Origin of the sequence: Phenylobacterium sp., from assembly GCF_025934275.1 — a bacterium.
Taxonomy (GTDB): domain Bacteria; phylum Pseudomonadota; class Alphaproteobacteria; order Caulobacterales; family Caulobacteraceae; genus Phenylobacterium.
Window position 1 is genome coordinate 14486 of sequence record NZ_JAICYI010000020.1, and the last position, 22321, is coordinate 36806.

Below are 22321 nucleotides of genomic sequence, written 5' to 3' on the forward strand. Positions count from 1 at the left end.
GAGACCTTTGACTCGCTTAGGAGACCGCTCGCCATGACCGCCCGCGCCGCTGTCATCTTGGCCGCCGGCCAAGGCACGCGGATGAAGTCGGCCACGCCCAAGGTGCTGCACAAGGTGGGCGGCCGCGCGCTGCTCGACAGCATCATCGACACGGTCCAGGCGAGCGGCTGCGAACGCATCGTGGTGGTGGTGGGGGCGCAGAGCCCGGCGGTTCGAGCGCTGGTGGTCGCGCGGCTGGGCGAGGCGGCCGTGGCCGTCCAGGACCCGCCGCTCGGCACCGGCCATGCGGTGCAGGCCGCCGACGCCGCACTCGGCGATTTTGCGGGCGATGTGCTGGTCGCCAACGCCGACGCGCCCCTGCTGCGCGCGGAAGACCTGGAGCCGCTGTTCGCGCTCAGGGAGACGGGCGCCTCGCTGGCGGTGATGGGGTTCGAGCCGGCCGATGCGCTGCTTTATGGCCGGCTGATCCGCGATCCGTCTGGCCGCGTGCTGAAGATCGTGGAGCCCAGCGTGGCGACGCCGGAGGAGAAGGTCGAGCGGGCGTGCAACGCCGGCATGTATCTGGCGGCGCGCAGCGACCTCTTCCGTTGGCTCTCGCGGGTGACCAACGACAATCCGAAGGGCGAATACTTCCTGACATCCATCGTCGCCGAGGCGGTGGGGGAGGGCGGCGAGGTGAGGACCCACATCGCCCCGGAAGCTTCCGTCATGGGCTGCGACACGCCGATGCAGCTCGCCCAGGCGGAAGCCGTCTTCCAGCAGCGCCGCCGCGCGGAGTTCCTCGCCGCCGGCGTCGCCATGCAGGCGCCGGACACGGTCTACTTCAGCTTCGACACGGAGATCGCGCCCGGCGCGACGATCGAGCCCTTCGTGGTCTTCGCCCCTGGCGTCGCGGTGGAGACCGGCGCGGTGATCCGCGCCTTCTGCCACCTGGAAGGCGCCCGCGTGCGGGCGGGCGCGCTGATCGGCCCGTACGCGCGGCTGCGGCCGGCCGCCGACATCGGCGAGGAGGCGCACATCGGCAATTTCGTCGAGGTCAAGAAGGTCAAGGTCGGCAAGGGCGCCAAGGCCAACCACCTGGCCTACCTCGGTGACGGCAGCGTCGGCGCGGGCGCGAACATCGGGGCCGGCACGATCTTCTGCAACTACGACGGCTTCGACAAGCACGACACCCACGTGGGCGCGGGCGCCTTCATCGGCTCGAACACCGCCCTGGTCGCGCCGGTGACGGTGGGCGAGGGGGCCTACACGGGCTCCGGCTCGGTGATCGCCAGGGACGTGGCGGCCAATGCGCTGGCGCTGGAGCGCGGCGATCAGACGGAGAAGCCGGGCTGGGCCGCCCGCTTCCGCGAACGCAAGCTCGCCGAGCGCGCAGCCAAGGCGAAATCCAAGAAATGAGCGACGTCGACGCGCAGAAGAGGGCGGCGGCCGAAGCCGCCGCGGAGCTGGTGCAGTCCGGCATGGTGGTGGGCCTCGGCACCGGCTCGACCGCCGCCTGGTTCGTCAAGGCGCTGGGCGCGCGCGGCCTCGACATCACCTGCGTCGCCACGTCGATCGCCACCGGCGAGCTCGCCGCCTCGCTGGGCATGAAGGTCGCCGAGCTGGGTGAGACGCGTGAGATCGACCTCACCGTCGACGGCGCCGACGAGATCGGCCCTGGGCTCGCGCTGATCAAGGGCGCCGGCGGCGCGCTGCTGCGGGAGAAGCTCGTCTGGGAGGCTTCCAAGCGCTGCGTGGTCATCGCCGACGCGGCCAAGCGCGTGCCGGTGCTCGGCCGCTTCGCGCTGCCGATCGAGGTGGTCGCGTTCGGGCACAGGACGACGGCGCTGCGGATCTGCGACGCGCTCGCCGAATGCGACATCGGGACGGCCCCCCGGCTGAGGCTGCGCGAGGGCCAGCCGTACCGCACCGACGGCGGCAATGTGATCTACGATGCGCCGTGCGGTCGCATCAGGGATCCGGCGGCGCTCGCCGCGGCGGTCAAGAGCGTGACGGGCGTGGTGGAGCACGGCCTGTTCCTCGACCTCGCCGACGCGGCGCTGGTCGGGACCCCCGAAGGCGTGACGCAACTGGAGCCTTAGGCGCCCCCCGTGTGGCCCTATCCGATCTTCCTGATCAACCTGAAGGCCAGCCCCGACCGCCGCCGCGCCGCCGTCGAGCAACTGGCGCGGCAGGGGCTCGCGCCGACGATCGTCGAGGCGGTCGACGGGCGGAATCTGCCGCCGGAGGAGATCGCGCGCCTGGTCGACGCCGAGGGGCGGCTGCGGCGCGCGCCCAAGCCGCTCTCGCCGGCGGAGGTCGGCTGCTATCTGTCGCACCGGGCGGTCCTCGAGGGGATCGTGAGCGAAGACATTCCGCAGGCGCTGGTCCTGGAGGACGACCTCCTCGCCACGGGCGAACTTGCAGGCGTGCTGCAGGCGATCGCCGCCGGCCCCATGCCGCCCTATGACATGATCAAGCTCGGCATCAGCGAGCCGCAGGAGAAGGCGTTCACGCCGATCCTGCCGCTGACAGAGGCTTCGTCGCTCGTGCGGCACCACAACGTGGTCAACTCCAACCTCGCCTATGTGATCACTCGCGCCGGCGCCGAGCGGTTCCTGGGCTATGGCCGAACGATCCGCTATCCGGTGGACGTGGCCATGAACCGAACCTGGCGCCACGGCCTCGACATCCTGGCGGTCCGGCCCTGGCCGGTGCTGCCGAATCCCGCGTTCGCCTCGACCATCGGCGGCGACCGCTTCGAGGCGGCGCAACAGCCTGGCACGGCGGCCCAGCGGCTGGAGCGGCGGGCGCGCAAGGCCTACGACAGCCTCGCCAAGCGCCTGGACGTCGGCCGCCGGATCCGAGCCGACGCCGCCTGGCGGCGGGCGCACGACGCCTGAGACGCCCCGGGTCCTGCGGTCCGACGACGCGATTTCCAAGGTCCGGTACGCGTGCGATGCTTCCGCTCCGCGACGGCGGCAGGGGGGCATGATGCTTGCGCAAATCCTGGGGGTGCTGGCGGCCGCAGCGCCGCAGGCGCAGGCCGCTCCGACGCGGGCCAAGGTGGTGAGCCCGCTCACGGTCACCTCGCAACCGAGGACCTCCCCGCCGGTGGACGTGACGGTGTCGGTCGGCGGCGACGAGGACAGCCTGGGGACGCAGGAGGTCTCCATATGGCCGGCCTCGGCCTACGAGGCCCGCGCCACCGGTCACGTGACGCTCACCTGCCGGGTCGACGTCCATGGCCTGGCGGAGTCCTGCCGCGTGGCCTACGAGGCGCCGCAGGGCCGCGGGTTCGGCAAGGCCGCGCTGGCGCTGCGCCCGACCCTGAAGATCGAGCCGGCCAAGGGTCCGGATGGCCGCCCGGTCGCGCGCGAGATGAACATCGGGCTCGTGTTCCGTGCGCCGGACACCGAGTTCTCGATCGACGACACCGGCAGCGCCATGCCCGGCGCCGTCAACGTCGAGGTTTCGCACAATCCGGTGCAGATGCGCCGGGTGACGCTGATGACCGACCCGGTCTGGGTGAGGGCGCCCACCTTCGACGAGGTGGCCCGGAGCTACCCGTCCGCCGCGGCGCACGGGGAGGAGGGCTATGTCGTCGCCCACTGCGCGGCCATGCGCGACGGCTACCTGAGGAACTGCAGCGTGGCCAAGGAGCTGCCGCCGAAGCACGGCTTCGGAGCGGCGGCGCTGAAGCTCATGCCCGAGTTCCGGGTGATGCCGGAAGTGATGGCCCGTGCGCCGGGGGGCGCCCCCGTCGAGGTGGACGTGCCGGTGCGCTTCGCCGCGCCGAGCCCGGATCGGACCGTGCTCTCGCCCCGGTGGCTGGTGGGGTTCGACCCGGAAGCTGCGCCCAAGCTGTTTCCGCCGGAAGCGGCCGCCAAGGGACTGACCAGCGGCCGCGGGGTTGCGCGCTGCAGGGTGGCCGATGACGGCTCGGTGCAGGACTGCGCGCCCGAGGCGGCGGATCCCGACGGCCTCGGCTTCTCCGAGGCGGCGGCCAAGCTCGCCTCGACCATGAAGATGAATCTCTGGTCGGCCGACGCCGGCCCCGTCGAGGGCGGCGTCGTGCACGTGGCCATCCGCCTCAACCTGCGCCCGGCGAGCCAATGAAGACCTACATCGGCCACCTCTCGGAGAGCCCCGTCACGTCGCCGAGCGGCCATCTGGCCCGCCACATCGGCCGCCACGAGCGGCAGCTCGGCAAGCGCGTGGGCCTCACCCAATTCGGCGTGAACCACCTCACGCTCGCGCCGGGGGCGACCTCCTCGCGGCGGCACTGGCATGAGGGCGAGGACGAGTTCGTCTATGTGCTGACAGGCGCCGTCACGCTGATCGACGACACCGGGACGCACGAGCTTGGGCCCGGCGACTACGCAGGCTTTCCGGCCGGCGCGCCCAACGCCCATCATCTGACCAATCGCACCGACACGCCCGCAGAGTTGGTCGTGGTCGGCACGCGCAAGGTGGGCGAGGAGAGGATCCACTATCCGGACGAGGCCGATCCCGGCCCGTTCAGCGTCGTCCGCAACGCCCGCGGCGAGCGGATCCCGCGCGCCGGCTGAGGCGGCCAGCTAGGCTCGCGCCGCGCATCGCTCTAGATACCTCACCGTAGCGGCGAGCCGCATGGGTCCCCACCTCCAAGCGGGGCCGCCGATCCAGGAGCCTGTGTCTTGGCGCAATACGACTACGACCTTTTCGTCATCGGCGCGGGCTCGGGCGGCGTGCGCGCGGCCCGGCTGGCGGCCCTCTCCGGCGCGCGGGTGCTGGTCGCCGAGGAGCACCGGGTGGGCGGCACCTGCGTGATCCGCGGCTGCGTGCCCAAGAAGCTGATGGTCTACGCCTCGGAGTTCTCGCAGAGCTTCAAGACAGCCCACGGCTTCGGCTGGACCATCGAGAACGCCCGCTTCGACTGGCCTGCGTTCCTGGCCGAAAAGGACAAGGAGATCGCCCGCCTTTCCGGCGTCTATGTGCGCAACCTGGAGAACGCCGGCGCCGGGCTCCTGCACGGCAAGGCTCGCGTCCTCGACGCCCATACCGTCGACGTCGCGGGGCACGGCAAGGCCACGGCGGAGAAGCTGCTGATCGCGACCGGCGGCCGGCCCTGGATGCCAGCCCAGCTGCCCGGCGTCGAGCACGCGATCAGCTCCAACGAGGCCTTCCACCTCGAGGAGTTGCCGGAGCGGATCGTGATCGCGGGCGGCGGCTACATCGCCGTCGAGTTCGCCGGCATCTTCGCCGGCATGGGCGTGGACACGACGCTCGTCCACCGCGGCCCCAACATCCTGCGCGGCTTCGACGACGACATCCGCACCCACGTGGCCGAGGAGATGGGCCGGCGGGGGATCAAGGTCGTGCTGGCGACCCAGCATGCGGCCATCGAGAAAGGTCCCGGCGGCCTGGTCAGCCGTTTCGCCGACGGCCATCACTGCGAAAGCGAGGTGGTGATGTTCGCGCTCGGCCGCGAGCCCTACACCGAGGGCCTGGGCCTGGAGACGGCGGGCGTGAAGCTCGATGCGCGCGGCGCGGTGGTGGTCGACGACTACTCGCGCAGCAACGTCGAGAACATCTGGGCCGTGGGCGACGTCACCGACCGGCTCAACCTGACGCCGGTGGCGATCCGCGAGGGCCACGCCTTCGCCGACACGGAGTTCTATGGCCGGCCGACCCGCTTCGATCACGAGACGGTCGCCTCGGGCGTGTTCTCGCAGCCGCCCGTCGGCACGGTGGGCCTCTCGGAAGCGGACGCCCGGCACAAATACGGCAAGGTCGACATCTACCTGACGCGGTTCCGGCCGATGAAGACCGCCTTCGCCGGCGATGACGAACGGTGCCTGATGAAGCTGGTGGTGGACGCCGCCAGCGAGCGCATCGTCGGCTGCCACATCGTCGGCCCGGAAGCTGCGGAGATGATCCAGATGGCGGCCGTCGCGATCAAGATGGGAGTCAGCAAGGCGCAGTGGGACGCGACCTGCGCGGTCCACCCGACGCTCGCCGAGGAGCTCGTCACCCTGCGCGAGAAGTACGTGGCTCAGGGGTTGGGCCAAGCGGCATGATGGGCCGGCAGGGCCTTGGCGGCGAGGTGCTCGGAAGGCGGGATGCAAGCGAGCAGGGCGACCGGCTGGGCGCTTGGTGCGGCTGGCTGGCGGCGGGCGCCTTCGCGCTCGCGCCGGCGCTGGGATGGCTGGGCCCGCTGGGTCTCCCGATCCTGGTCGCGCTGGTCGGCCTGCTCGGCCTGCCGGCGTTGCGGATCGAGGACGACGACCGGCCGGTGGCCGTGCTCCTGCTGGCCGCGCTGCTGTGGGCGGCGGTCTCGACCGTCTGGAGCCCGTTCCATCCGTCGAAGCCGGCGAACAACACCGCGCTCAAGCTGGCGCTCGAGCTGCCGCTCTACTGGTCGGCGATCTGCGCCGCGAGGCGGGCCAGCCCGCCGCTGAAGCGGCGGGCGCTGCAGGTCCTGGTGTGGGGATCGGCCCTGTTCGGGCTGGTGCTGCTGGTCGAGTTCATGACCGACGTGCGGCTCTACGAAATCCTGCACACCGCCTTCTACCAGCCGATCCGCCATGACCTGGCGCAGTCCAACATCGGCCATTCGACATTCGTGCTGGCGATCATGTGGCCGCTGGCGCTCGCCGCCGCCCTCAAGCTGCGCGCCCCCGCCTGGCTGGCCTTGCTGATGGCCGCAGGAGTCCTGGCCCCGGCGCTGCGCTTCGGCTCCGATGCGCCGGTGATCGCCGTGCCGCTCGCCGCGGGCGTCGGCATCGCCGTCTGGCGCTGGCCGCGCGGCGGACCGCGGGCCCTGGCCTCCGCAGCGGTGGTCTATTGCCTCGTCGCGCCGCTCATCGTCTTGGCGGGCCGGGCGAGCGGCCGCTACGCCGGCGTGGAGGCCGCCATCCAGCCCTCCTGGTCGGAGCGGATGAGCTACTGGAGCCATGCCCTCGACTGGATCGGCGACCATCCGCTCCGCGGCTGGGGCCTGGACGCGAGCCGGGTGTTCGGCCCCGGCATCATCCTGCATCCCCACGACGACGCCCTTCAGGCCTGGCTGGAGCTCGGCCTGTTGGGCGCGCTGCTGATGGCCGCGATCTGGTGGCTTTCGATCTCGCGACTGGCGCGGCGCGGGCCCGAGGCCTGGACCGCCGGCGTAGCGGCCTCGGCGAGCGTCTATCTGCTGTTCGGCGCGGTCAACTTCGGGCTCTGGCAGGAGTGGTGGCTGGCCCTGGCCGCGCTCATCGCCATGGCGGCCGGCCTGATGGCCGAGCCCGACCCGTCGCAAGCATCGACCTGAGCGCCCATATCGATTAGAAGGCGCGCTTTCGCTTGGCGCTCCGATCGGGGGGCGCGGAGTCTGAGGCGATGACGGAGCACTGGACGCCGGCCTCCTGGCGGGGGAAGCCGGCAAAGCAAATCCCCACCGACTATCCGGATCTCGCGGTGCTCTCGCGTGTCGAGCAGACGCTGCGCGGGATGCCGCCGCTCGTCTTCGCGGGCGAGGCGCGCCGCCTGAAGGCGCTGCTGGGCGAGGTCTCCGACGGCCGCGCCTTCCTGCTGCAGGGCGGCGACTGCGCGGAGAGCTTCAAGGAATTCCACGCCGACAACATCCGCGACACGTTCCGCCTGATCCTGCAGATGGCGGTGGTGCTGACTTTCGCGGGCGGCCAGCCGGTGGTGAAGGTGGGGCGCATGGCCGGCCAGTTCGGCAAGCCGCGCTCTTCGGCCATCGAAACGCAGGCGGGCGTCACCCTGCCCTCCTATCGCGGCGACAACGTCAACGGCATGGAGTTCACGCCCGAGGCGCGGACCCCCGATCCGCAGCGCCTGGTGCAGGCCTACGCCCAGGCCTCCTCGACCCTCAACCTGCTGCGCGCCTTCGCCGGCGGCGGCTATGCCGACCTCTACAACGTCCACCGCTGGACGCTGGGTTTCGTGGCTGACAGCCCCCAGGGCGCGCGCTATCGCGAGCTGTCCGAGAAGATCACCGAGGCACTGACCTTCATGGGCGCCATGGGGATCACGCCGGAGACCCACCGCGAGATCCACCAGGTGGAGTTCTTCACCAGCCACGAGGGCCTGCTGCTGAACGTCGAGGAGGCCATGACCCGGGTCGATAGCACCTCGGGCGACTGGTACGACACCTCGGCGCACCTGCTGTGGATCGGCGAACGCACGCGCGACCCCGAAGGCGCCCACGTCGAGTTCTTCAAGGGCATCAAGAACCCGATCGGCGTGAAGTGCGGTCCGACCATGGAAGCCGACGAGCTGCTCAGGCTCGCCGACATCCTCAATCCGAAGAACGAGGCTGGGCGGCTGACGCTCTACGGCCGCTTCGGCTTCGACAAGATCGAGGACCGGCTGCCGCGCCTGCTGCGCGCCACCAAGCAGGCGGGAAGGAGCGTCGTGTGGGCGATTGATCCCATGCACGGCAACACCCTCACCGCCAACAACGGCTACAAGACCCGGCCGTTCGACCGCATCCTGTCTGAGGTCCGCAGCTTCGTGGAGATCTGCAAGGCGGAGGGCGTGCATCCCGGCGGCGTGCACCTCGAGATGACCGGCCAGAACGTCACCGAGTGCACCGGCGGCGCGCGGCGGGTGAGCGAGGGCGACCTCGCCGACCGCTACCACACCCACTGCGATCCCCGTCTGAACAGCGAGCAGGCGCTCGAGCTCGCCTTCCTGGTCGCCGAGAAGCTGAAGGACGAGCGGAGCCAGCTCGCACAGCGGGCGGTGGCGGGCGCCTAGCGCGCCATGGCCACGCTGGACCGCAGCCTGGGGCGGACGGCGTTCGGCGCCGATCCGGCGAGCTACGACCGCGCGCGGCCTGCCTATCTTGATCCTGAGCCTCGCCTCCTGCTTGGCGCCGAGCGCATCCACCAGCCGGCCCGCGGCGGAAGCTCGCTGAACAATTCCGCAGCGTCGAAGGCCCAGCCGTCTTGCGGCGCGCGGCCGCTTCGGCCAGTGTCCGCGGCTTCTTTGAACCAGGCGTCGCCATGGACCGTCTTGCGGCCCAGGCGCCCTCGCTTGCGGGAGGGCGCGCAGCTTCCGTCCGCACCGAACTGGCCGAGCTCCTGAAGCTCTCCGGGCCGGTGGTGGTCGCGCGCCTGGGCGTCATGGCCATGGGGCTCTCGGACGCCGTCGTGGTCGGGCGCTATTCCGCGAGCCAGCTTGGCTATCACGCGCTCGCCTGGGCGCCGACCAGCGTCGTCGTGACCATGGGCATGGGCTTGCTGACCGGGGTGCAGGTGATGACCGCCCGCGTGATCGGCGAGGGCCGCCGCGACCTCACCGGCGCGGTGCTTCGGCGCGGGCTCGCCTACAGTCTGTGGATCGGCGCGGTCTCGGCGCTGGTCCTGCTGGTCGGCGGGCCTCTGTTCCTGCATGCGATCGGCTTGCCCGGCGACCTTGCGGACGGCGCCTCGCCGGTGCTGCGGATCTTCTGCCTCTCGCTCCCGGGCTTCACCCTGAGCGTGGCGGCGGCGTCATGGCTGGAGGGGCTCTCGAAGCCGGGCCCTGCCGCCTGGATCATGTGGATCGCCAACGGCCTGAACCTGGCGGTCGACCTGCTGCTCGTGCCGGGCGCCTTCGGTCTGCCGGCGCTGGGCGCCATGGGCGGCGCCTGGGCCACGACCATCGCCCGAAGCTTCCTGGCGATCGCCACGCTCGGCTATATCGCGCTGATGCCGGAGGCGCGCGCGCTCGGCGTGTTCGCCAAGCCCGCGCGGGATCGGGCGGCGGAGGCGGAGCAGCGGCGGATCGGCTTCGGAGCCGGGGCGTCCAACTTCTTCGAGGTCGCCGCCTTCGCGAGCCTCAACATCATCGCCGGTTGGATCGGCGGGCTGGCGGTGGCGGCCTGGACCATCGTCATCAATGTGGCCGCGATCGTCTTCATGGTCCCGCTGGGGCTCGCCACCGGCGCGGCGGTGCGGGTGGGACGGGCCTATGGCGCCCGCGATCCGGCGGGGGTCACGCGGGCCGCGGGCGTCGCCTTTGCGGTGGCGGCGCTGTTCGGCGTGCTGGTGATGCTGGGGATCTGGCCGTCCGCCTCGCTCGTCGCGCGCGGCTACACGGGCAGCGCGGCGACGCTGGCCATGGCGGTCCCGGCGCTGGCGCTCTCCACCCTGATGTACATGCCCGACGCCCTGCAGGTGGTGGTGGCGCAGTCGCTGCGGGCGCGCGGCGACGTCTGGCTGCCCTCGCTCACCCACCTGACGAGCTACTTCGTGGTGATGATGCCGCTCGCCTGGTGGCTGGGGATCGGGATGCGGCTGCAGGTGATCGGCCTGACCTGGGCGGTCGTTGTCGCGAGCTTCGTCTCGGGCGGGCTGCTGCTGGCGCGCTTCTGGCTGCTCACCCGACGGGACCGCTAGCGGAGCGGCCCGGGAAGGGCGAAGGCCACCATCTTGTCGCCGCGCTTGGTGCCGGACTTGGCGTGGCCGCCGGCGGCGATCACCACGTACTGCCGCCCTTGCCAGACATAGGTCATCGGCGTCGCCTGGCCGCCGCCCGGCAGCCGTCCGCGCCAGAGCTCCTTGCCGCTCGCCGCATCGAAGGCCCGCAGGTAGTTGTCCATGGCGGCGCCGATGAAGACCACGCCCGAGGCCGTGGCGATCGGCGCGCCGAAGTTGGGCGTGCCGGTGTGATGCAGGATGAGCTGCGAGCCGGGCGCGAGGTCACGCGTGGTGCCGAGCGGGACCTCCCAGACCACCCGTCCGGTCCGCATGTCGATGGCGTGCAGCTGGCCCCAGGGCGGCGGATTGCAGGGCATGCCGATCGGCGAGAACACGACTTCCCGCTTCATGCCGTAGGGCGCGCCGGTCTGCGGCGAGATCTCCTTATTGGGTTCGCGGCGCTGCGCGGCGCGGACGTCCTTGGCCGGGATCAGGGTTATCTTGTGGATCGCATTGGAGGTGTTGACGAAGACCAGCTGACGGGTGGGGTCGAAGGCGAGCCCGCCCCAGTTCACCCCGCCGCCGGAGAACGGATACTCCAGCGAGCCCTGCAGGGACGGCGGGGTGTACATGCCCTCGAAGCGCGCCGCGGCGATCTCCTTCTTGCAGTGGTTGCGGTCCCAGGGCGTCAGGCCGAACGCCTGCTCCGGCTTGATCGTGCTTGGCGACAGCGGCCGAGGCAGGCGGGGGAAGGGCTGGGTGGCCGAAAGCTGCTCGCCGGGCGCGGCGCCGTCCTGCGGGACCGGCCGCTCATCCACCGGGATGACCGGCGCGCCGGTGTCGCGGTTGAGCGTGAAGATGAGCCCCTGCTTCGTGCCCTGGATCACGGCCGGGGTCCCGTGTCCGCCGAAGGCCACGTCGGCCAGCGTCGGCTGGGCGGGGACGTCGTAGTCCCAGATGTCGTGGTGGGTGGTCTGGAAGCTCCACACGACACGGCCGGTGGCGGCGTCCAACGCGACGACCGAATTCGCCTGACCGTCGGGGCCCTTGCGCAGCCCGCCGTAGTAATCCGGGCTCGGATTGGTGGTCGGCACGAACACCCAGCCGCGCACCGGATCCACCGACATCGGCGCCCAGGCGTTGGCGGCGCCGGACACATTGCCAGGCGCCTGGCTGGCCAGCGGATCGAAGCTCCATTTCGGCGCGCCGGTCCGGGCGTCGTAGGCCCTGACCGCGCCGGAAACCTCGCGGACCCGCTCGTTGTCGTCGAGCGACGAGCCGATGACGACCGTGTCCTTGACGATCACCGGCGGTGAGGTGATCTGCATCTGGCCGGTGCGCTCGAGCACAACCCCGGCGCCCACGTCGACCGTGCCGCTCTTGCCGAAGCCGGCGCAGGGCGCGCCGGTCGCCGCATCGAGGGCGATCAGCCGGCGGTCCACCGTCCCGACATAGACCCGCTCGGAGCAGCGGACGTTGTCGGCGACGGCCGGGTCGCGCCAATACGCCACGCCCCGGCAGGTGAATTCGTTGGGGTAGCCCACCTTGGGGTCGACCTTCGGGTCGAACTGCCAGAGCTGACGGCCCGTGCCCGGATCGACCGCCGAGACCGCGTCGAACTGCGAGCAGACATAGAGCCGCCCGCCGGCCAGGATCGGGGTGTCCTCGAACGAGGCGTGCTTCAGGTCGTGCCGCGCGGCCTCGCCTGTGGAATAGGTCCAGGCGACGGCGAGATCCCCGACATTGGCCGGGGTGATCTGAGCCGCCGGCGAGAAGCGCTGGCCGCCGGCGTCGCCGCCGTAGACGGCCCAGCCCACGTCCGGCGCCCGGGCGACCGGCTTGGGCGTGTGCGGCCCGCAGCCGGCCAGGGTCAGCAGGCTTGCCGCCGCAAGCACCCTCAGGAGCAATCCAAAGCTCATGTCACGGTCCCCCACTTGACGCGGCTGGCACTGAAGATCACGGCGCGCCGGGCGGCAAGGCCGCGGGGACATCCGGCGCGCCCGACGGGACGCCGGGGACGAACGGCGCGGCTGGCGGGGCGAGCGGTGGCCGCTCAGGCGCCCGCGCCCAGGATCCAGCCTTCCTCACCCTCGGCGTCCAGCACCACGTCCGCGCCGAGTCCCTTCGGCGGGCCGAACAGCGCGCCCAGGCGATTGGCTTCATCGAGGCGCGCGAAATGCTCGGCCGTGGTCCGCACCTGGGTGAGGTCCTTCACCTCGCCGGGCGCGCCCTCCGGCTTCAGCAACGAGGGATAGACCTCCGCGGCCACCACCGCGACGCCGGCGAGGTCCGCCTCGGTCAGCGGCCGGAAGCCGGTCTCGAACGGCCACACCCGGACCGCCTCGCCGCGCGCGAGCTTGAGCCGGCGCACCGCGGGGATGCCCAGCAGCGCCTGACCGCCGACCGAGCCGTTGTAGTAGAGCTTCCAGATCGAGGCCGCGCCCTTGGCCGCGAGGTCCGCGTGGCGGAACTCGGGCAGGTCGTCCGGCCCGTGCGCGCGCGTCCGCTTCGGCTGCAGGGTGGTGAGCGCGTCCTTGGGCGGGCAGCCCCAGAACGGGAACGGGCCGCCGGTCAGCCGGCGATTGATCTCGGAGCCCACGCCGAAACGGTTGTTGGTGTTGTCGGCCTTGTCCTTGACCATCCGATCGAGCTGGTCCCAGACGGCGCCCCAGGCAGGCTCCGCCACAAGCTTCATGGCCGCCGCGAACCCGCGCGGGAAGCCGAGCGGGAAGTCGAAGCCCACCAGCGCCCGCTCCGAGCGCTTCTTGAGGTCGTCGAGCACCCCCGCCAGGCGCTTCTCCGCCTCCGCGCGGGTCGCGGGATTGTAGCTCTCGAAGGCCATGCGGAACCGCACGTCGCGCTTGAGGACGCCGATCCAGATGGAATCCGCGCCCGTCGTCGGCTTCGCGGCCGCGCTCCAGTCGACGATGATGTAGGCGCTGAACAGGCGCGGCACGTGCGGCTCCCGCTGGGGTGGGCGCTATTTAGACCTAGAGCGGAAAGCGGCCAATCACGCTGTGTTAACCGGTGGGCGTCCGTGCATTAGCATGTCGCATGACCCAGGCGCTGCGCACCCCCGACGAACGGTTCTCGGGCCTCCCGGATTTCCCCTATCGGCCCCACTACGCGGACGACCTGCCGGGCTACGAGGGCCTGCGGGCGGCCTGGATCGACGAGGGGCCGAAGGATGCGGCCGCGACCTTCCTGTGCCTGCACGGCGAGCCCACCTGGAGCTTCCTCTACCGCAAGATGGCGGCGGTGTTCCTGCGCGCCGGCGGGCGGGTCTTGGCGCCGGACTTCTTCGGCTTCGGCCGCTCCGACAAGCCGGCGGAGGAAGGCGTCTACAGCTTCCACTTCCATCGCAACCACCTGCTGCGTCTGATCGAGCGGCTGGACCTCAAGGAGATCACCCTGGTGCTGCAGGACTGGGGCGGTCTGCTCGGGCTCACCCTGCCGCTCGACGCCGGCTTCCGGCGTCGGCTGAAGCGGTTGATCGTGATGAACACCACCCTGGCGGTGGGCGAGACGCCGAGCGCCGGCTTCACCGCCTGGCGGGCGTACGTGGCGGGCAACCCGGAGTTCGACGTGGCGGCGCTGATGAAGCGCGCGGCGCCGATCCTGACGGGGGCCGAGGCGGCCGCCTACGGCGCGCCGTTCCCCGATCCCAGCTACATGGCCGGCGTCCGCGCCTTCCCGAAGCTCGTGATGACCGATCCTTCCATGGAGGGGGTCGAGGAGAGCCGCGCGGCGCTCGGGTTCTGGTCGCGTGAGTGGGACGGCCCCACGTTCATGGCGGTGGGCGCACAGGATCCGGTGCTCGGGCCCGACGTCATGGCGCGGCTTCGCGCGCACATCCGCGGCTGCCCCGAGCCGATGATCGTCGCGGACGGCGGCCACTTCCTGCAGGAATGGGGCGGGCCGATCGCCCAGGCCGCCCTCGAGAGCTTCGGCGGCGCCTAGCCCAGCTTCACCAGCATCTTGCCGAGGTTCTCGCCGGTGAACAGGCCGAGGAAGGCGTCGGGCGCCTTGTCGATGCCCTCGAACACCGTCTCCCGCCACTTCACCTTGCCCTCGCGCACCCAGCCGGAGAGGTCCTCGATGAATTTCGGCATCAGGTCGAAGTGGTGCGAGACGATGAAGCCCTCCATGCGGAGGTTCTTGCCGATCAGGAGCGCGAGGTTGGACGGGCCGGGCTGCGGGGCCGAGGCGTTGTAGATCGAGATCATCCCGCAGATCGCGAAGCGGGCGAACAGCTTGGCGGCGTTCAGCGCCGCCTCCAGGTGCGCCCCGCCGACGTTGTCGAAATAGACGTCGACGCCCTCGGCGTTGCCGGCCAGGATCGCCGCCGTCAGATCCCGCTCGGCCTTGTAGTCGATCGCATGGTCGACGCCGATCTCCTTCAGGAACGCGACCTTCTCGGGGCCGCCTGCCGAGCCGATGACCTTGTGGCCCTTGGCCTTGGCGATCTGGCAGACCAGCGAGCCGACCGCCCCGGCCGCGCCGGAGACGAACACCACGTCGCCATCCTTCAGCGCCGCGATGCGCAGCAGGCCGGCGTACGCGGTCAGCCCGGGCATGCCGGCGACGCCTAGGAAGGCCTGCGGCGGCAGACCGCGGGGATCGAGCTTCTGCACGCCGCTGGCCGGCGCGGTGAAGGCTTCGCGCCAGCCGTTCTGCGACTGCACGAGGTCGCCCTCCTTGAACGCGGGGTCGCTCGACTTCACCACCTGGCCGATCGCGCCGCCGTTCATCACCTCGCCGAGCGCGAACGGCGGGGCGTAGCTCTTCACGTCGTTCATGCGGCCGCGCATGTACGGATCGACGGTCATCCAGAGGTTCCTGACCTGCACCTCGCCCGGCCCGGGGTCGCGCATCTCGACCCTGGCGAGCTCGAAATTGTCGCGGTTCGGCATGCCGACGGGGCGGCTCTTGAGACGGACTTCCGTGACGGTGGTCATGCGGTTTCTCCTGCCGGCGACCCGGCGCTTCAAACAGGTGTTTAGCTTGGCGGGGCGGGTGGCGTCGAGGCCGCAGGGCGTGTTAGGGCCCGCCCGGGTTCGGAGCATTCGATGGCAGAGTCACTTCGGGCGGGCGTGATCGGCGCCGGCGTCTTCGGCGGCTATCATGCGGGCCAGTACGCGCGTCTGCCGGGCGTGGTGCTCTCTGCCGTGCTGGACGTCCATCCGGAGCGGGCGGCGAGGCTCGCCCTGCCGCTGGGCGGCCGCGCCTTCCGCGAGATCGAACCCTTCCTGGAGGCGGTCGACGTGGTGACGGTGGCCACGCCCGCGACGGTGCACGCCGATCACGCGCTGGCGGCGCTCTCGGCCGGCAAGCCGGTCTATGTGGAAAAGCCGATCGCCGTCAGCGTGACCGAGGCCGAGACGGTGCGCGCGGCGGCGGCGGCAAGGGGCCTCGTGGTCGCCTGCGGCCATCAGGAGCGGGTGACCTTCCGCGCCATGGGCCTCCTCGACATCCCCGAGCAGCCGGTCCTCCTGGAGGCTTTGCGCCACGGTCCGGCCTCGGAGCGCAGCCGCGACGTCTCGGCGGTTCTCGACCTTATGATCCACGATCTCGACCTGGCGCTGACGCTCACGACCGCCGAGCCGGTCACCGCCGAGGGCGAGGGCCGCATCGGGGCGAGCGGGGCCTGGGACGAAGCCCGCGCGGAGGTCACGTTCGAGGCCGGCTTCACCGCCCGCTTCGACGTTTCGCGGATCGCCGAGGCGCGCCGCCGCGCCATGCGCATCGTCTTCCCATCCGGCGAGATCGAGATCGACTTCCTCGGCCGTGCGCTGCGCAACACCACGCCCTATGCGCTCAACCGCGACTATGCGGAGACGCCGGCGGCGAAGGATCCGCTTCGCGTCAGCGTCGAAAGCTTCCTGGCCGCGGTGCGTGGCGAGGCGCCGCGGCCGGTGGTCACCGCCGAGGAGGCGATCCGCGCGCTCGACCTGGCGCTCGCGGTGGAGCAGGCGCTCGAGGAGGCGGGCTGAGGGCGGATAAGAAAAGGCGCCCCGCCGGAGCGGAGCGCCTTCCTCCAGGTAGCCGTGGGGAGGCTTTAGAAGAACTTGTAGCGGAACTCGATGCCGTAGGTCCGCGGCGGAGTCGTGAAGAACGTCTTGCGGATGCCTTGCACGCAATTCAGCACGCCGCCCGCGACCACGGGGCTGCAGGTGAGCTGGCCGGCCGGCAAGGCGGCGACTTGCGCCGCGTAGACCGCGGAGACGGCGCCGTTCAGGAGTTCGCTCGTCGCGCCCTGGTCATAGCCGGTCTTGTTGAAGATGTTCTTGATGTAGGCGATGACCTCGTACTTGTCGTTGGAGTCTTTCCACAGGGCCCGCGCGTCCCACTGATCCCAGGACGGCGCCTCGTTGTACCACCGGGTGAAGAGGGTGCCGTAGGCCTTGTCGCGCCAGGACCACGACACGTTGCCGGTGATCGATCCCGAGTTCAGCCGCCAGGTGTAGTTGGCGGCCACCGCGATCTTGTTGCGCGGCGCGTTGGGCAGGTCGTTGCCCGACAGGTCCTGGATCCGCTGGAAGCCGCCGTTCGGCAGTCCCAGAGTATTCGGGTCCGCGACGCAGTCGCCCACTAGAGCCGCGCCGCCCGCCGCGCACTGCGCGAGCGTATGGACCGGCTTGGAGCCTGGCTGAAGGGCGTCAGGGTCGGTGAGGTCCTCGGCCGTGCCGCGCTCGATCCTCGTGTTGTTGTAGGAATAGTTCAGGATCACCTGCAGGTTCTCGATCGGCTGCCACAGGGTCTCCAGCTCGAAGCCCGCGGACCGCGACTTGGGAATATTCTTGAAGGAGGTCGTGGCCTGCGCGAGCGGCCCGGATCCTTGGATCACCAAGATCGGGATCTGCAGGTTGTTATAGCTGTAATAGTAGGCGGCCATGTTGGTCTGGAGAGTGTTGCTCCAGTTCTTCTTCAGACCGATCTCGTAGGCGTCGACCGTCTCCTTGTTGGAGAACGGCAGGAAGCTCAGGACGGTGAAGATGCCGATGTTGAAGCCGCCCGAGCGGTAGCCGCGGCTGTAGCTGGCGTAGAGATTGGTGTCGGGGTCCGGCTGCCATTCGGCCTTGGCCGTCCCGGTGACCGCCTGCCAGCTGGCGTCGTAGTGACGGTTTGCGAAGCCGGTGGCCGGATCGAAAACGGTCGGCCCGCTGACGCCTTGCGGAATCTGGTCGATCCCGACGCCGGTGCCCGCCGCGACCACGGTGTTCACGCCTGTCAGGTCGAGCGGCGCGGCGAAGATCTCGGGCGGGAGGCCGCCCAGGCAGGCCGGCAGGCCGAAGCACAGCAACCGCACCGATTCCGTGCCGTCCTTGCGGTCGTGCGAATAGCGCAGGCCGCCGGTCAGGGTCAGCGTCGGCAGCACCTTGTAGCTGAGCTGTCCGTACGTCGCATATGACGTGTCATGGACGTCGGGGCGATTGTCGAACCGGCGACCGATGCCGGTCGGGCAGGTGATCGACTGCAGGTTGGGCGCCGCGCCGGACAGGCAGACGCCGAACGGCGGCGAGATGTTGAACTGGGTCTGCCGCGCATCTTCCTCGGTGAGCACGGGCTGGGTGTAGTGCTGCTTGAAGTAGTAGAAGCCGGCGATCCATTGCAGCGGCCCCTGGGTCGTGGAGACGAGGTTCAGCTCGTGGCTCCAGAAGCCGTTGTGCTCCTGGTAGTCGAACGACTCGATCGGGAAGAACTGCGTCGCCCCCGAGGTGAAGGAGTCGACGGGCGCCTGACGCGTGCCGTTCGGCACCGAGCCGGTCAGGTGGTAGTAATAGTGAACGCCGCCCGTGATGTACTTCACGTCGAATCCGGGCGCGTGGTAGGTCCACTCGCTGGCCACCGTGTAGGCGTTCGGCAGGCGCACGCGATAGGGGACCGGGTCGGGCTTCTGCCAGGGATTGTCATGCGCGGTGTTCACGCAACCTGACGGGCTCAGCAGGACGACGTTGGTCGGCAGGCCGCTGCAGCCGAAGCCTTCGTTGATCGCGGTCGCAAACTGCGGGAATTCGATGATGTTGAAGCCGTTGCCGCCGTTCGGGTGGCCGGGCGAGATGTCCGGCAGGACCTGGTTCGGATGCGTCGGGTCGGCGTTGTAGATGTTGGGCGACCAGCCGCCTGACTGGGCCCCGGGGCCGCCGGCTCCGTTCTGCCAGGTGTTGTAGTTGATCTTCGACCACATCTCGAGCTTGTCATTGAACTGAACCGAGATCTGGGCCTCAAGGAAGGAGGTGTTGATGACGCCGCCTTCGGACGGACGCCCGGGCGTGGTGTTCTTGATCCAGCCGTCGCGCTGGTCTTCCCATTGCCCGGCCAGACGGAACTGCACCTTGTCGCTCAGCGGGCCGGAGACTGCGAACTCCAGGTTGGAGTGATTGTAGTTGGCGTAGGCGCCGCGCACCTCGGCGTACCAGTCCTTGGTCGGCCGCTTGGAGACCTCGTTGATCGCGCCGGCGATGGCGTTGCGCCCGTAGAGGGTGCCTTGCGGGCCGCGCAGCACTTCCACGCGGTCGAGGAACAGGGTCGAGGCGCCGGCGCGCACCGCGAAGGTCTCGTAGACGCCGTCGGAGTAGTTGGCGACCGAGGCGTCGGCCGAAAGCACGTTGGTGAGGCGTCCCAGGCCCCGCAGGGTGATCCGGTCGGTGGATGTCGAGTACTGCAGGCCGGGCGTGAAGTTGGTCATGTCCTGGATGGACTGGATGCCGACCACGTCGCGGGTCTTGTCGGTGAACGCCGAAATCGCGACGGGCACGTCCTGAAGGTTCTGCTCGCGCTTCTCGGCGGTGACCACCAGCTCTTCGATGGTGTTGGCGGCCGCGGCCGTCGTCCCGGTCCGCGCCTGGGCCATCGCGGTTCCGCTGAGCGAAGCGGCCAGAAGCGCACTGGTCGCCATCAGATATGGCTTGAACTGCATCGACATCCTCCCCGGCTGCGCGGCTGTTTCGCCGGTCAGCTACGCCGAAGCTGACCTTCGCGCCGCGGACCGTCAACGCAAAATCGGAGCTTTGTTCAGCGAGCGATGCTTTCTGACCGGTTGGTGAAACCTGCAGGACACAGCTATCGTGATTGACGCCCGCGTCACCTCGCCGGCGCGGCGGAAACCTGGAGACCAGATCATGAGCGCAAGCGCCCACGAATTCGAATTCGAGTCCATCGCCGGCGGCCAGCTGCCTCTGACCAGCTTCCGCGACAAGGTGGTGCTGGTGGTGAACACCGCCTCAAAGTGCGGGCTCACGCCGCAGTACGAGGGGCTCGAGCGGCTCTACTCGGACTACAAGGATCGCGGGTTGGTCGTGCTGGGCGTGCCATGCAACCAGTTCGCCGGCCAGGAGCCGGGGACGGAAGCCGAGATCAAGGGCTTCTGCGAGACCCGCTTCAATGTCGACTTCCCGATGACCGCCAAGACCGATGTCAAGGGCGAGGGCGCGCACCCCTTCTACAAGTGGGCCAAGGCCCAGCTGGGCGAGCCGGCCGAGCCGGTGTGGAACTTCCACAAGATCCTGATCGGCAAGCACGGCGAGGCGATCCGCGCCTTCGGCCCGCGCACCGATCCGCTGGACGCCGAGGTGACCGCCGAGATCGAGAAAGCGCTCTAGGCGTTCACGTCGACGACCACCCGGCCGCGGATCCTGCCCTCGACGATGTCGGCGCCCAAGCGGGGAAGGTCGGCGAGCGTCGCCGGAACGGTCATCGCCGCCAGCTTGCCCAGATCGAGGTCGCGGGCCAGCCGGCTCCAGGCTTCGATCCGGTCCGGCTTGGGTCGCATGACGCTGTCGATTCCGGCGAGCGTCACGCCGCGCAGGATGAACGGGGCGACCGAGCCCGGCACGTCCATGCCCTGGGCGAGCCCGCAGGCGGTGACGACGCCGCCGTAACGGGTCTGGGAGAGCACGTTGGCCAGGGTGTGGCTGCCCACCGCATCCACCGCGCCCGCCCAGCGCTCGCGCGCCAAGGGCCTCGCCGGACCCTGGAAGTCGGCCGCATCGATCACCTCGGCCGCGCCGAGGCCGCCGAGATAGCCGGCTTCGCTGTCCTTGCGCCGCGATGAGGCGACCACGCGATAGCCCAGCTTGCCGAGCACGGCGATCGCCACGCTCCCGACGCCGCCGGCCGCGCCGGTGACCAGCACCTCGCCCTTTTCCGGCGTGACGCCGAGCTGCTCGAGGCGCAGCACGCACAACATGGCCGTATAGCCGGCGGTGCCGATCGCCATCGCCTGGGACGTGGAGATCGCTTCTGGCAGCTTGACCAGCCACTCGCCCTTCACGCGCGCCAGTTGCGCATAGCCGCCGTTGTGGCTCTCCCCGACGCCGAAGCCGTTCAGCACCACCCGCTCGCCCGGCTTGAATTCCGGGTTGGACGAGCTTTCCACCACCCCGGCGAAATCGATCCCGGGGATCAACGGCCAGGCGCGGATGATGGGCGAGCGGCCGGTGAGCGCCAGGCCGTCCTTGAAGTTCAGCGTCGAGTATTCGACCCGCACGGTGACGTCGCCGTCCATCAGCTCGGCCGGCGTCAGCGCCTCGAGGCGGACCTCCTGGCCGGCGTCGGTCTTGTGCGCGCGCAGCGCCCGGAAGGTGTCGCTCACCTGGTGTGTCTCCCTAGGACGTTTGCTTCGCCGCGGCCGGCTTCGGCGTCAGCCCGAAGCGCTCGCCCCGCCGCCCGCGCACGGCGAGATCCACCGTGAGCAGCCGCCGCTCGCCCGCCACGCGCATCTCGTGGCCGGGCATGTACATCATCGCCACGTAGTCGCCCAAGGAGTCTTCGACCGCCTGGGTGAAGCCCTGGGCGTCCTCGGCCTTGTTCATCTGGATCTTGGCCATGCGCAGGGCTTCCGGGCTGTTCTCGGCCACCCGGCGAGCCCAGGCGAGGCTTTCGCGTTCCAGCTCGGCCTTCGGATACACGCGGTTGACCAGGCCGTATTGCGCGGCTTCGGCCGCGGAGATGAAGCGGCTCTCGAACACCAGCTCCTTGGCGCGGCGGATGCCGATGTCCCAGGGGATGGTGTTGTACTCGACGAAGCCGCCGAGGAATTCCGCGTCCTCGGCCGCAAAGATCACGTCCATGGCCGCGGCCAGCATCCAGCCGGCATAGATGCAGTAGCCCTCGACCATGGCCAGGGTGGGCTTCGGGAAGTTCCGCCATTTCAGGAGCAGGTCGAGGTTGTACTTCTTGAACTGGTCGTAGGTCTCGATCCCCGGCTGGGCGTCCTGGGCGTAGCGGTAGGCCATGCCGTCCGGCGTCCCGAGGTCGTGGCCGGTAGAGAAGACGCCGCCCGCGCCGCGCACGATCACGACGCGGGCTTCCCGGTCGCCGCGCGCCAGCTCGAACGCCTGGTCGATCTCGTCCAGCATCCGGTAGCTCTGGGCGTTGCGGTATTCGGGCCGGTTCAGCGTGATCTGCGCCACCCCGTCCGCCGCGGCGTAGAGGATATCCTGGAACTGCATCGACCGACCTCCCAAAGCCGTGCGCCCGCGGCTATAGGCAAGGGCCCGAGGTTGCGGCGAAAGGTCAAGTCCCTGGCATGGGCGGGTCGAGTGAGGTCATTGAGGAGAGCCTGGAGAAGCTCGCGGAGCGGGCCGGTGATCCGACGCAGGCCGTCTATGCCCGGCTGTTCGCCCGCTATCCCGAGATGCAGGCGCTGTTCGTCCGCGACGTGAACGGCGCGGTCAGGGGTGAGATGCTGGCCAAGTCGCTGGAGTGCGCGCTCGACCTGGCTGGCCCCAATGCCTATGCGGCGAACTTCATCCGCTGCGAAGTCGTCAACCACGAGGGCGTAGGTGTCCCGGCGGACGTCTTCCCACGGTTCTACGAGGTGGCCGTCGAGACCTTCGCCGAGTTGCTGGGCGACGACTGGATCCCGGCCTACGAGGCGGCCTGGGGGGGCATCGTCGCGCGGGTGGCCGAGCTCGCCTGAGCCTCAGACAAATCGGCGCCCCGCC

19 protein-coding genes are annotated in these 22321 nt (G+C 70.1%); 13 read left to right on the forward strand and 6 right to left on the reverse strand.

Going from position 1 to position 22321, the window contains the following annotated elements:
• Window positions 1-33: 33 nt before the first annotated feature.
• From glmU to Q0W60_RS07190, 9 genes are all read left to right on the forward strand, one after another.
• Window positions 34-1398, forward strand: a complete 1365-nt coding sequence (glmU, locus tag Q0W60_RS07150; RefSeq protein ID WP_297694007.1) for a bifunctional UDP-N-acetylglucosamine diphosphorylase/glucosamine-1-phosphate N-acetyltransferase GlmU — start codon at window positions 34-36, stop codon at window positions 1396-1398.
• Window positions 1395-2081, forward strand: coding sequence for a ribose-5-phosphate isomerase RpiA (gene rpiA / locus Q0W60_RS07155; protein WP_297694009.1), 687 nt, complete (start codon window positions 1395-1397; stop codon window positions 2079-2081). Before glmU ends, rpiA begins: the two co-directional genes overlap by 4 nt.
• A 9-nt stretch (window positions 2082-2090) precedes the next feature.
• Window positions 2091-2882, forward strand: a complete 792-nt coding sequence (locus Q0W60_RS07160; protein ID WP_297694011.1) for a glycosyltransferase family 25 protein — start codon at window positions 2091-2093, stop codon at window positions 2880-2882.
• 88 nt (window positions 2883-2970) lie between these two features.
• A complete protein-coding gene (locus Q0W60_RS07165) occupies window positions 2971-4098 on the forward strand; it encodes a TonB family protein (RefSeq protein ID WP_297694012.1) in 1128 nt (375 codons plus the stop codon).
• A complete protein-coding gene (locus tag Q0W60_RS07170; protein ID WP_297694014.1) occupies window positions 4095-4550 on the forward strand; it encodes a cupin domain-containing protein in 456 nt (151 codons plus the stop codon). The genes Q0W60_RS07165 and Q0W60_RS07170 overlap by 4 nt, the downstream gene beginning before the upstream one ends.
• A gap of 108 nt (window positions 4551-4658) precedes the next feature.
• A complete protein-coding gene (gene gor / locus Q0W60_RS07175; protein WP_297694016.1) occupies window positions 4659-6041 on the forward strand; it encodes a glutathione-disulfide reductase in 1383 nt (460 codons plus the stop codon).
• Window positions 6041-7273: an O-antigen ligase family protein gene (locus tag Q0W60_RS07180; RefSeq protein ID WP_297694018.1), complete on the forward strand. Its 1233-nt coding sequence runs from the start codon at window positions 6041-6043 to the stop codon at window positions 7271-7273. Before gor ends, Q0W60_RS07180 begins: the two co-directional genes overlap by 1 nt.
• A gap of 68 nt (window positions 7274-7341) precedes the next feature.
• Complete coding sequence (locus tag Q0W60_RS07185; protein ID WP_297694020.1) at window positions 7342-8727, forward strand: class II 3-deoxy-7-phosphoheptulonate synthase; 1386 nt, start codon at window positions 7342-7344, stop codon at window positions 8725-8727.
• Between the two features lie 248 nt (window positions 8728-8975).
• Window positions 8976-10352 carry an MATE family efflux transporter gene (locus tag Q0W60_RS07190; protein ID WP_297694022.1) on the forward strand — a complete coding sequence of 459 codons (1377 nt, stop codon included), beginning with the start codon at window positions 8976-8978 and terminating at the stop codon, window positions 10350-10352.
• Here the strand turns inward: Q0W60_RS07190 and Q0W60_RS07195 are convergent.
• Together Q0W60_RS07195 and Q0W60_RS07200 are read right to left on the reverse strand one after the other, a co-directional pair.
• Window positions 10349-12292 carry a pyrroloquinoline quinone-dependent dehydrogenase gene (locus Q0W60_RS07195; RefSeq protein ID WP_297694023.1) on the reverse strand — a complete coding sequence of 648 codons (1944 nt, stop codon included), beginning with the start codon at window positions 12290-12292 and terminating at the stop codon, window positions 10349-10351. The genes Q0W60_RS07190 and Q0W60_RS07195 overlap by 4 nt on opposite strands.
• Before the next feature lie 134 nt (window positions 12293-12426).
• Window positions 12427-13329, reverse strand: a complete 903-nt coding sequence (locus Q0W60_RS07200; protein WP_297694028.1) for a cobalamin biosynthesis protein CbiG — start codon at window positions 13327-13329, stop codon at window positions 12427-12429.
• Between the two features lie 98 nt (window positions 13330-13427).
• Between Q0W60_RS07200 and Q0W60_RS07205 the strand changes: the two genes are divergently transcribed.
• Window positions 13428-14333 carry a haloalkane dehalogenase gene (locus tag Q0W60_RS07205; protein ID WP_297694030.1) on the forward strand — a complete coding sequence of 302 codons (906 nt, stop codon included), beginning with the start codon at window positions 13428-13430 and terminating at the stop codon, window positions 14331-14333.
• Here the strand turns inward: Q0W60_RS07205 and Q0W60_RS07210 are convergent.
• Window positions 14330-15331 (reverse strand): NADP-dependent oxidoreductase, encoded by a 1002-nt coding sequence (locus tag Q0W60_RS07210; protein ID WP_297694032.1) that lies wholly within the window; start codon window positions 15329-15331, stop codon window positions 14330-14332. The genes Q0W60_RS07205 and Q0W60_RS07210 overlap by 4 nt on opposite strands.
• A gap of 111 nt (window positions 15332-15442) precedes the next feature.
• On the opposite strand from Q0W60_RS07210, the gene Q0W60_RS07215 reads away from it, so the two are divergent.
• Window positions 15443-16366: a Gfo/Idh/MocA family oxidoreductase gene (locus tag Q0W60_RS07215; protein WP_297694034.1), complete on the forward strand. Its 924-nt coding sequence runs from the start codon at window positions 15443-15445 to the stop codon at window positions 16364-16366.
• Window positions 16367-16431: 65 nt separating this feature from the next.
• Here Q0W60_RS07215 and Q0W60_RS07220 read toward each other — a convergent pair whose 3' ends face one another.
• The gene (locus tag Q0W60_RS07220) at window positions 16432-19293 is read right to left on the reverse strand and encodes a TonB-dependent receptor (protein ID WP_297694036.1); all 2862 of its coding nucleotides are present in this window, start codon (window positions 19291-19293) and stop codon (window positions 16432-16434) included.
• Window positions 19294-19495: 202 nt separating this feature from the next.
• Here Q0W60_RS07220 and Q0W60_RS07225 point away from each other — a divergent pair, with 202 nt between their 5' ends.
• Entirely contained in the window at window positions 19496-19975 is a 480-nt protein-coding gene (locus Q0W60_RS07225; protein WP_297694038.1) for a glutathione peroxidase, read from the forward strand.
• Here the strand turns inward: Q0W60_RS07225 and Q0W60_RS07230 are convergent.
• Window positions 19972-20967, reverse strand: coding sequence for an MDR family oxidoreductase (locus tag Q0W60_RS07230; protein WP_297694041.1), 996 nt, complete (start codon window positions 20965-20967; stop codon window positions 19972-19974). The genes Q0W60_RS07225 and Q0W60_RS07230 overlap by 4 nt on opposite strands.
• Window positions 20968-20980: 13 nt before the next feature.
• Window positions 20981-21826: an enoyl-CoA hydratase-related protein gene (locus Q0W60_RS07235; RefSeq protein ID WP_297694043.1), complete on the reverse strand. Its 846-nt coding sequence runs from the start codon at window positions 21824-21826 to the stop codon at window positions 20981-20983.
• A gap of 77 nt (window positions 21827-21903) precedes the next feature.
• Between Q0W60_RS07235 and Q0W60_RS07240 the strand changes: the two genes are divergently transcribed.
• On the forward strand, window positions 21904-22296 hold the full coding sequence (locus Q0W60_RS07240; protein ID WP_297694044.1) for a globin: 393 nt from the start codon (window positions 21904-21906) through the stop codon (window positions 22294-22296).
• Window positions 22297-22321 lie beyond the last annotated feature (25 nt).

Excerpts from the sequence above, each read along its gene's own strand:
- glmU (WP_297694007.1), top strand. The coding sequence starts at position 34 with ATGACCGCCCGCGCCGCTGTCATCTTGGCCGCCGGCCAAGGCACGCGG.
- rpiA (WP_297694009.1), top strand. The coding sequence starts at position 1,395 with ATGAGCGACGTCGACGCGCAGAAGAGGGCGGCGGCCGAAGCCGCCGCG.
- Q0W60_RS07165 (WP_297694012.1), top strand. The coding sequence starts at position 2,971 with ATGATGCTTGCGCAAATCCTGGGGGTGCTGGCGGCCGCAGCGCCGCAG.
- Q0W60_RS07170 (WP_297694014.1), top strand. The coding sequence starts at position 4,095 with ATGAAGACCTACATCGGCCACCTCTCGGAGAGCCCCGTCACGTCGCCG.
- Q0W60_RS07180 (WP_297694018.1), top strand. The coding sequence starts at position 6,041 with ATGGGCCGGCAGGGCCTTGGCGGCGAGGTGCTCGGAAGGCGGGATGCA.
- Q0W60_RS07185 (WP_297694020.1), top strand. The coding sequence starts at position 7,342 with ATGACGGAGCACTGGACGCCGGCCTCCTGGCGGGGGAAGCCGGCAAAG.
- Q0W60_RS07190 (WP_297694022.1), top strand. The coding sequence starts at position 8,976 with ATGGACCGTCTTGCGGCCCAGGCGCCCTCGCTTGCGGGAGGGCGCGCA.
- Q0W60_RS07195 (WP_297694023.1), bottom strand. The coding sequence starts at position 12,292 with ATGAGCTTTGGATTGCTCCTGAGGGTGCTTGCGGCGGCAAGCCTGCTG.
- Q0W60_RS07205 (WP_297694030.1), top strand. The coding sequence starts at position 13,428 with ATGACCCAGGCGCTGCGCACCCCCGACGAACGGTTCTCGGGCCTCCCG.
- Q0W60_RS07210 (WP_297694032.1), bottom strand. The coding sequence starts at position 15,331 with ATGACCACCGTCACGGAAGTCCGTCTCAAGAGCCGCCCCGTCGGCATG.
- Q0W60_RS07215 (WP_297694034.1), top strand. The coding sequence starts at position 15,443 with ATGGCAGAGTCACTTCGGGCGGGCGTGATCGGCGCCGGCGTCTTCGGC.
- Q0W60_RS07220 (WP_297694036.1), bottom strand. The coding sequence starts at position 19,293 with ATGCAGTTCAAGCCATATCTGATGGCGACCAGTGCGCTTCTGGCCGCT.
- Q0W60_RS07225 (WP_297694038.1), top strand. The coding sequence starts at position 19,496 with ATGAGCGCAAGCGCCCACGAATTCGAATTCGAGTCCATCGCCGGCGGC.
- Q0W60_RS07235 (WP_297694043.1), bottom strand. The coding sequence starts at position 21,826 with ATGCAGTTCCAGGATATCCTCTACGCCGCGGCGGACGGGGTGGCGCAG.
- Q0W60_RS07240 (WP_297694044.1), top strand. The coding sequence starts at position 21,904 with ATGGGCGGGTCGAGTGAGGTCATTGAGGAGAGCCTGGAGAAGCTCGCG.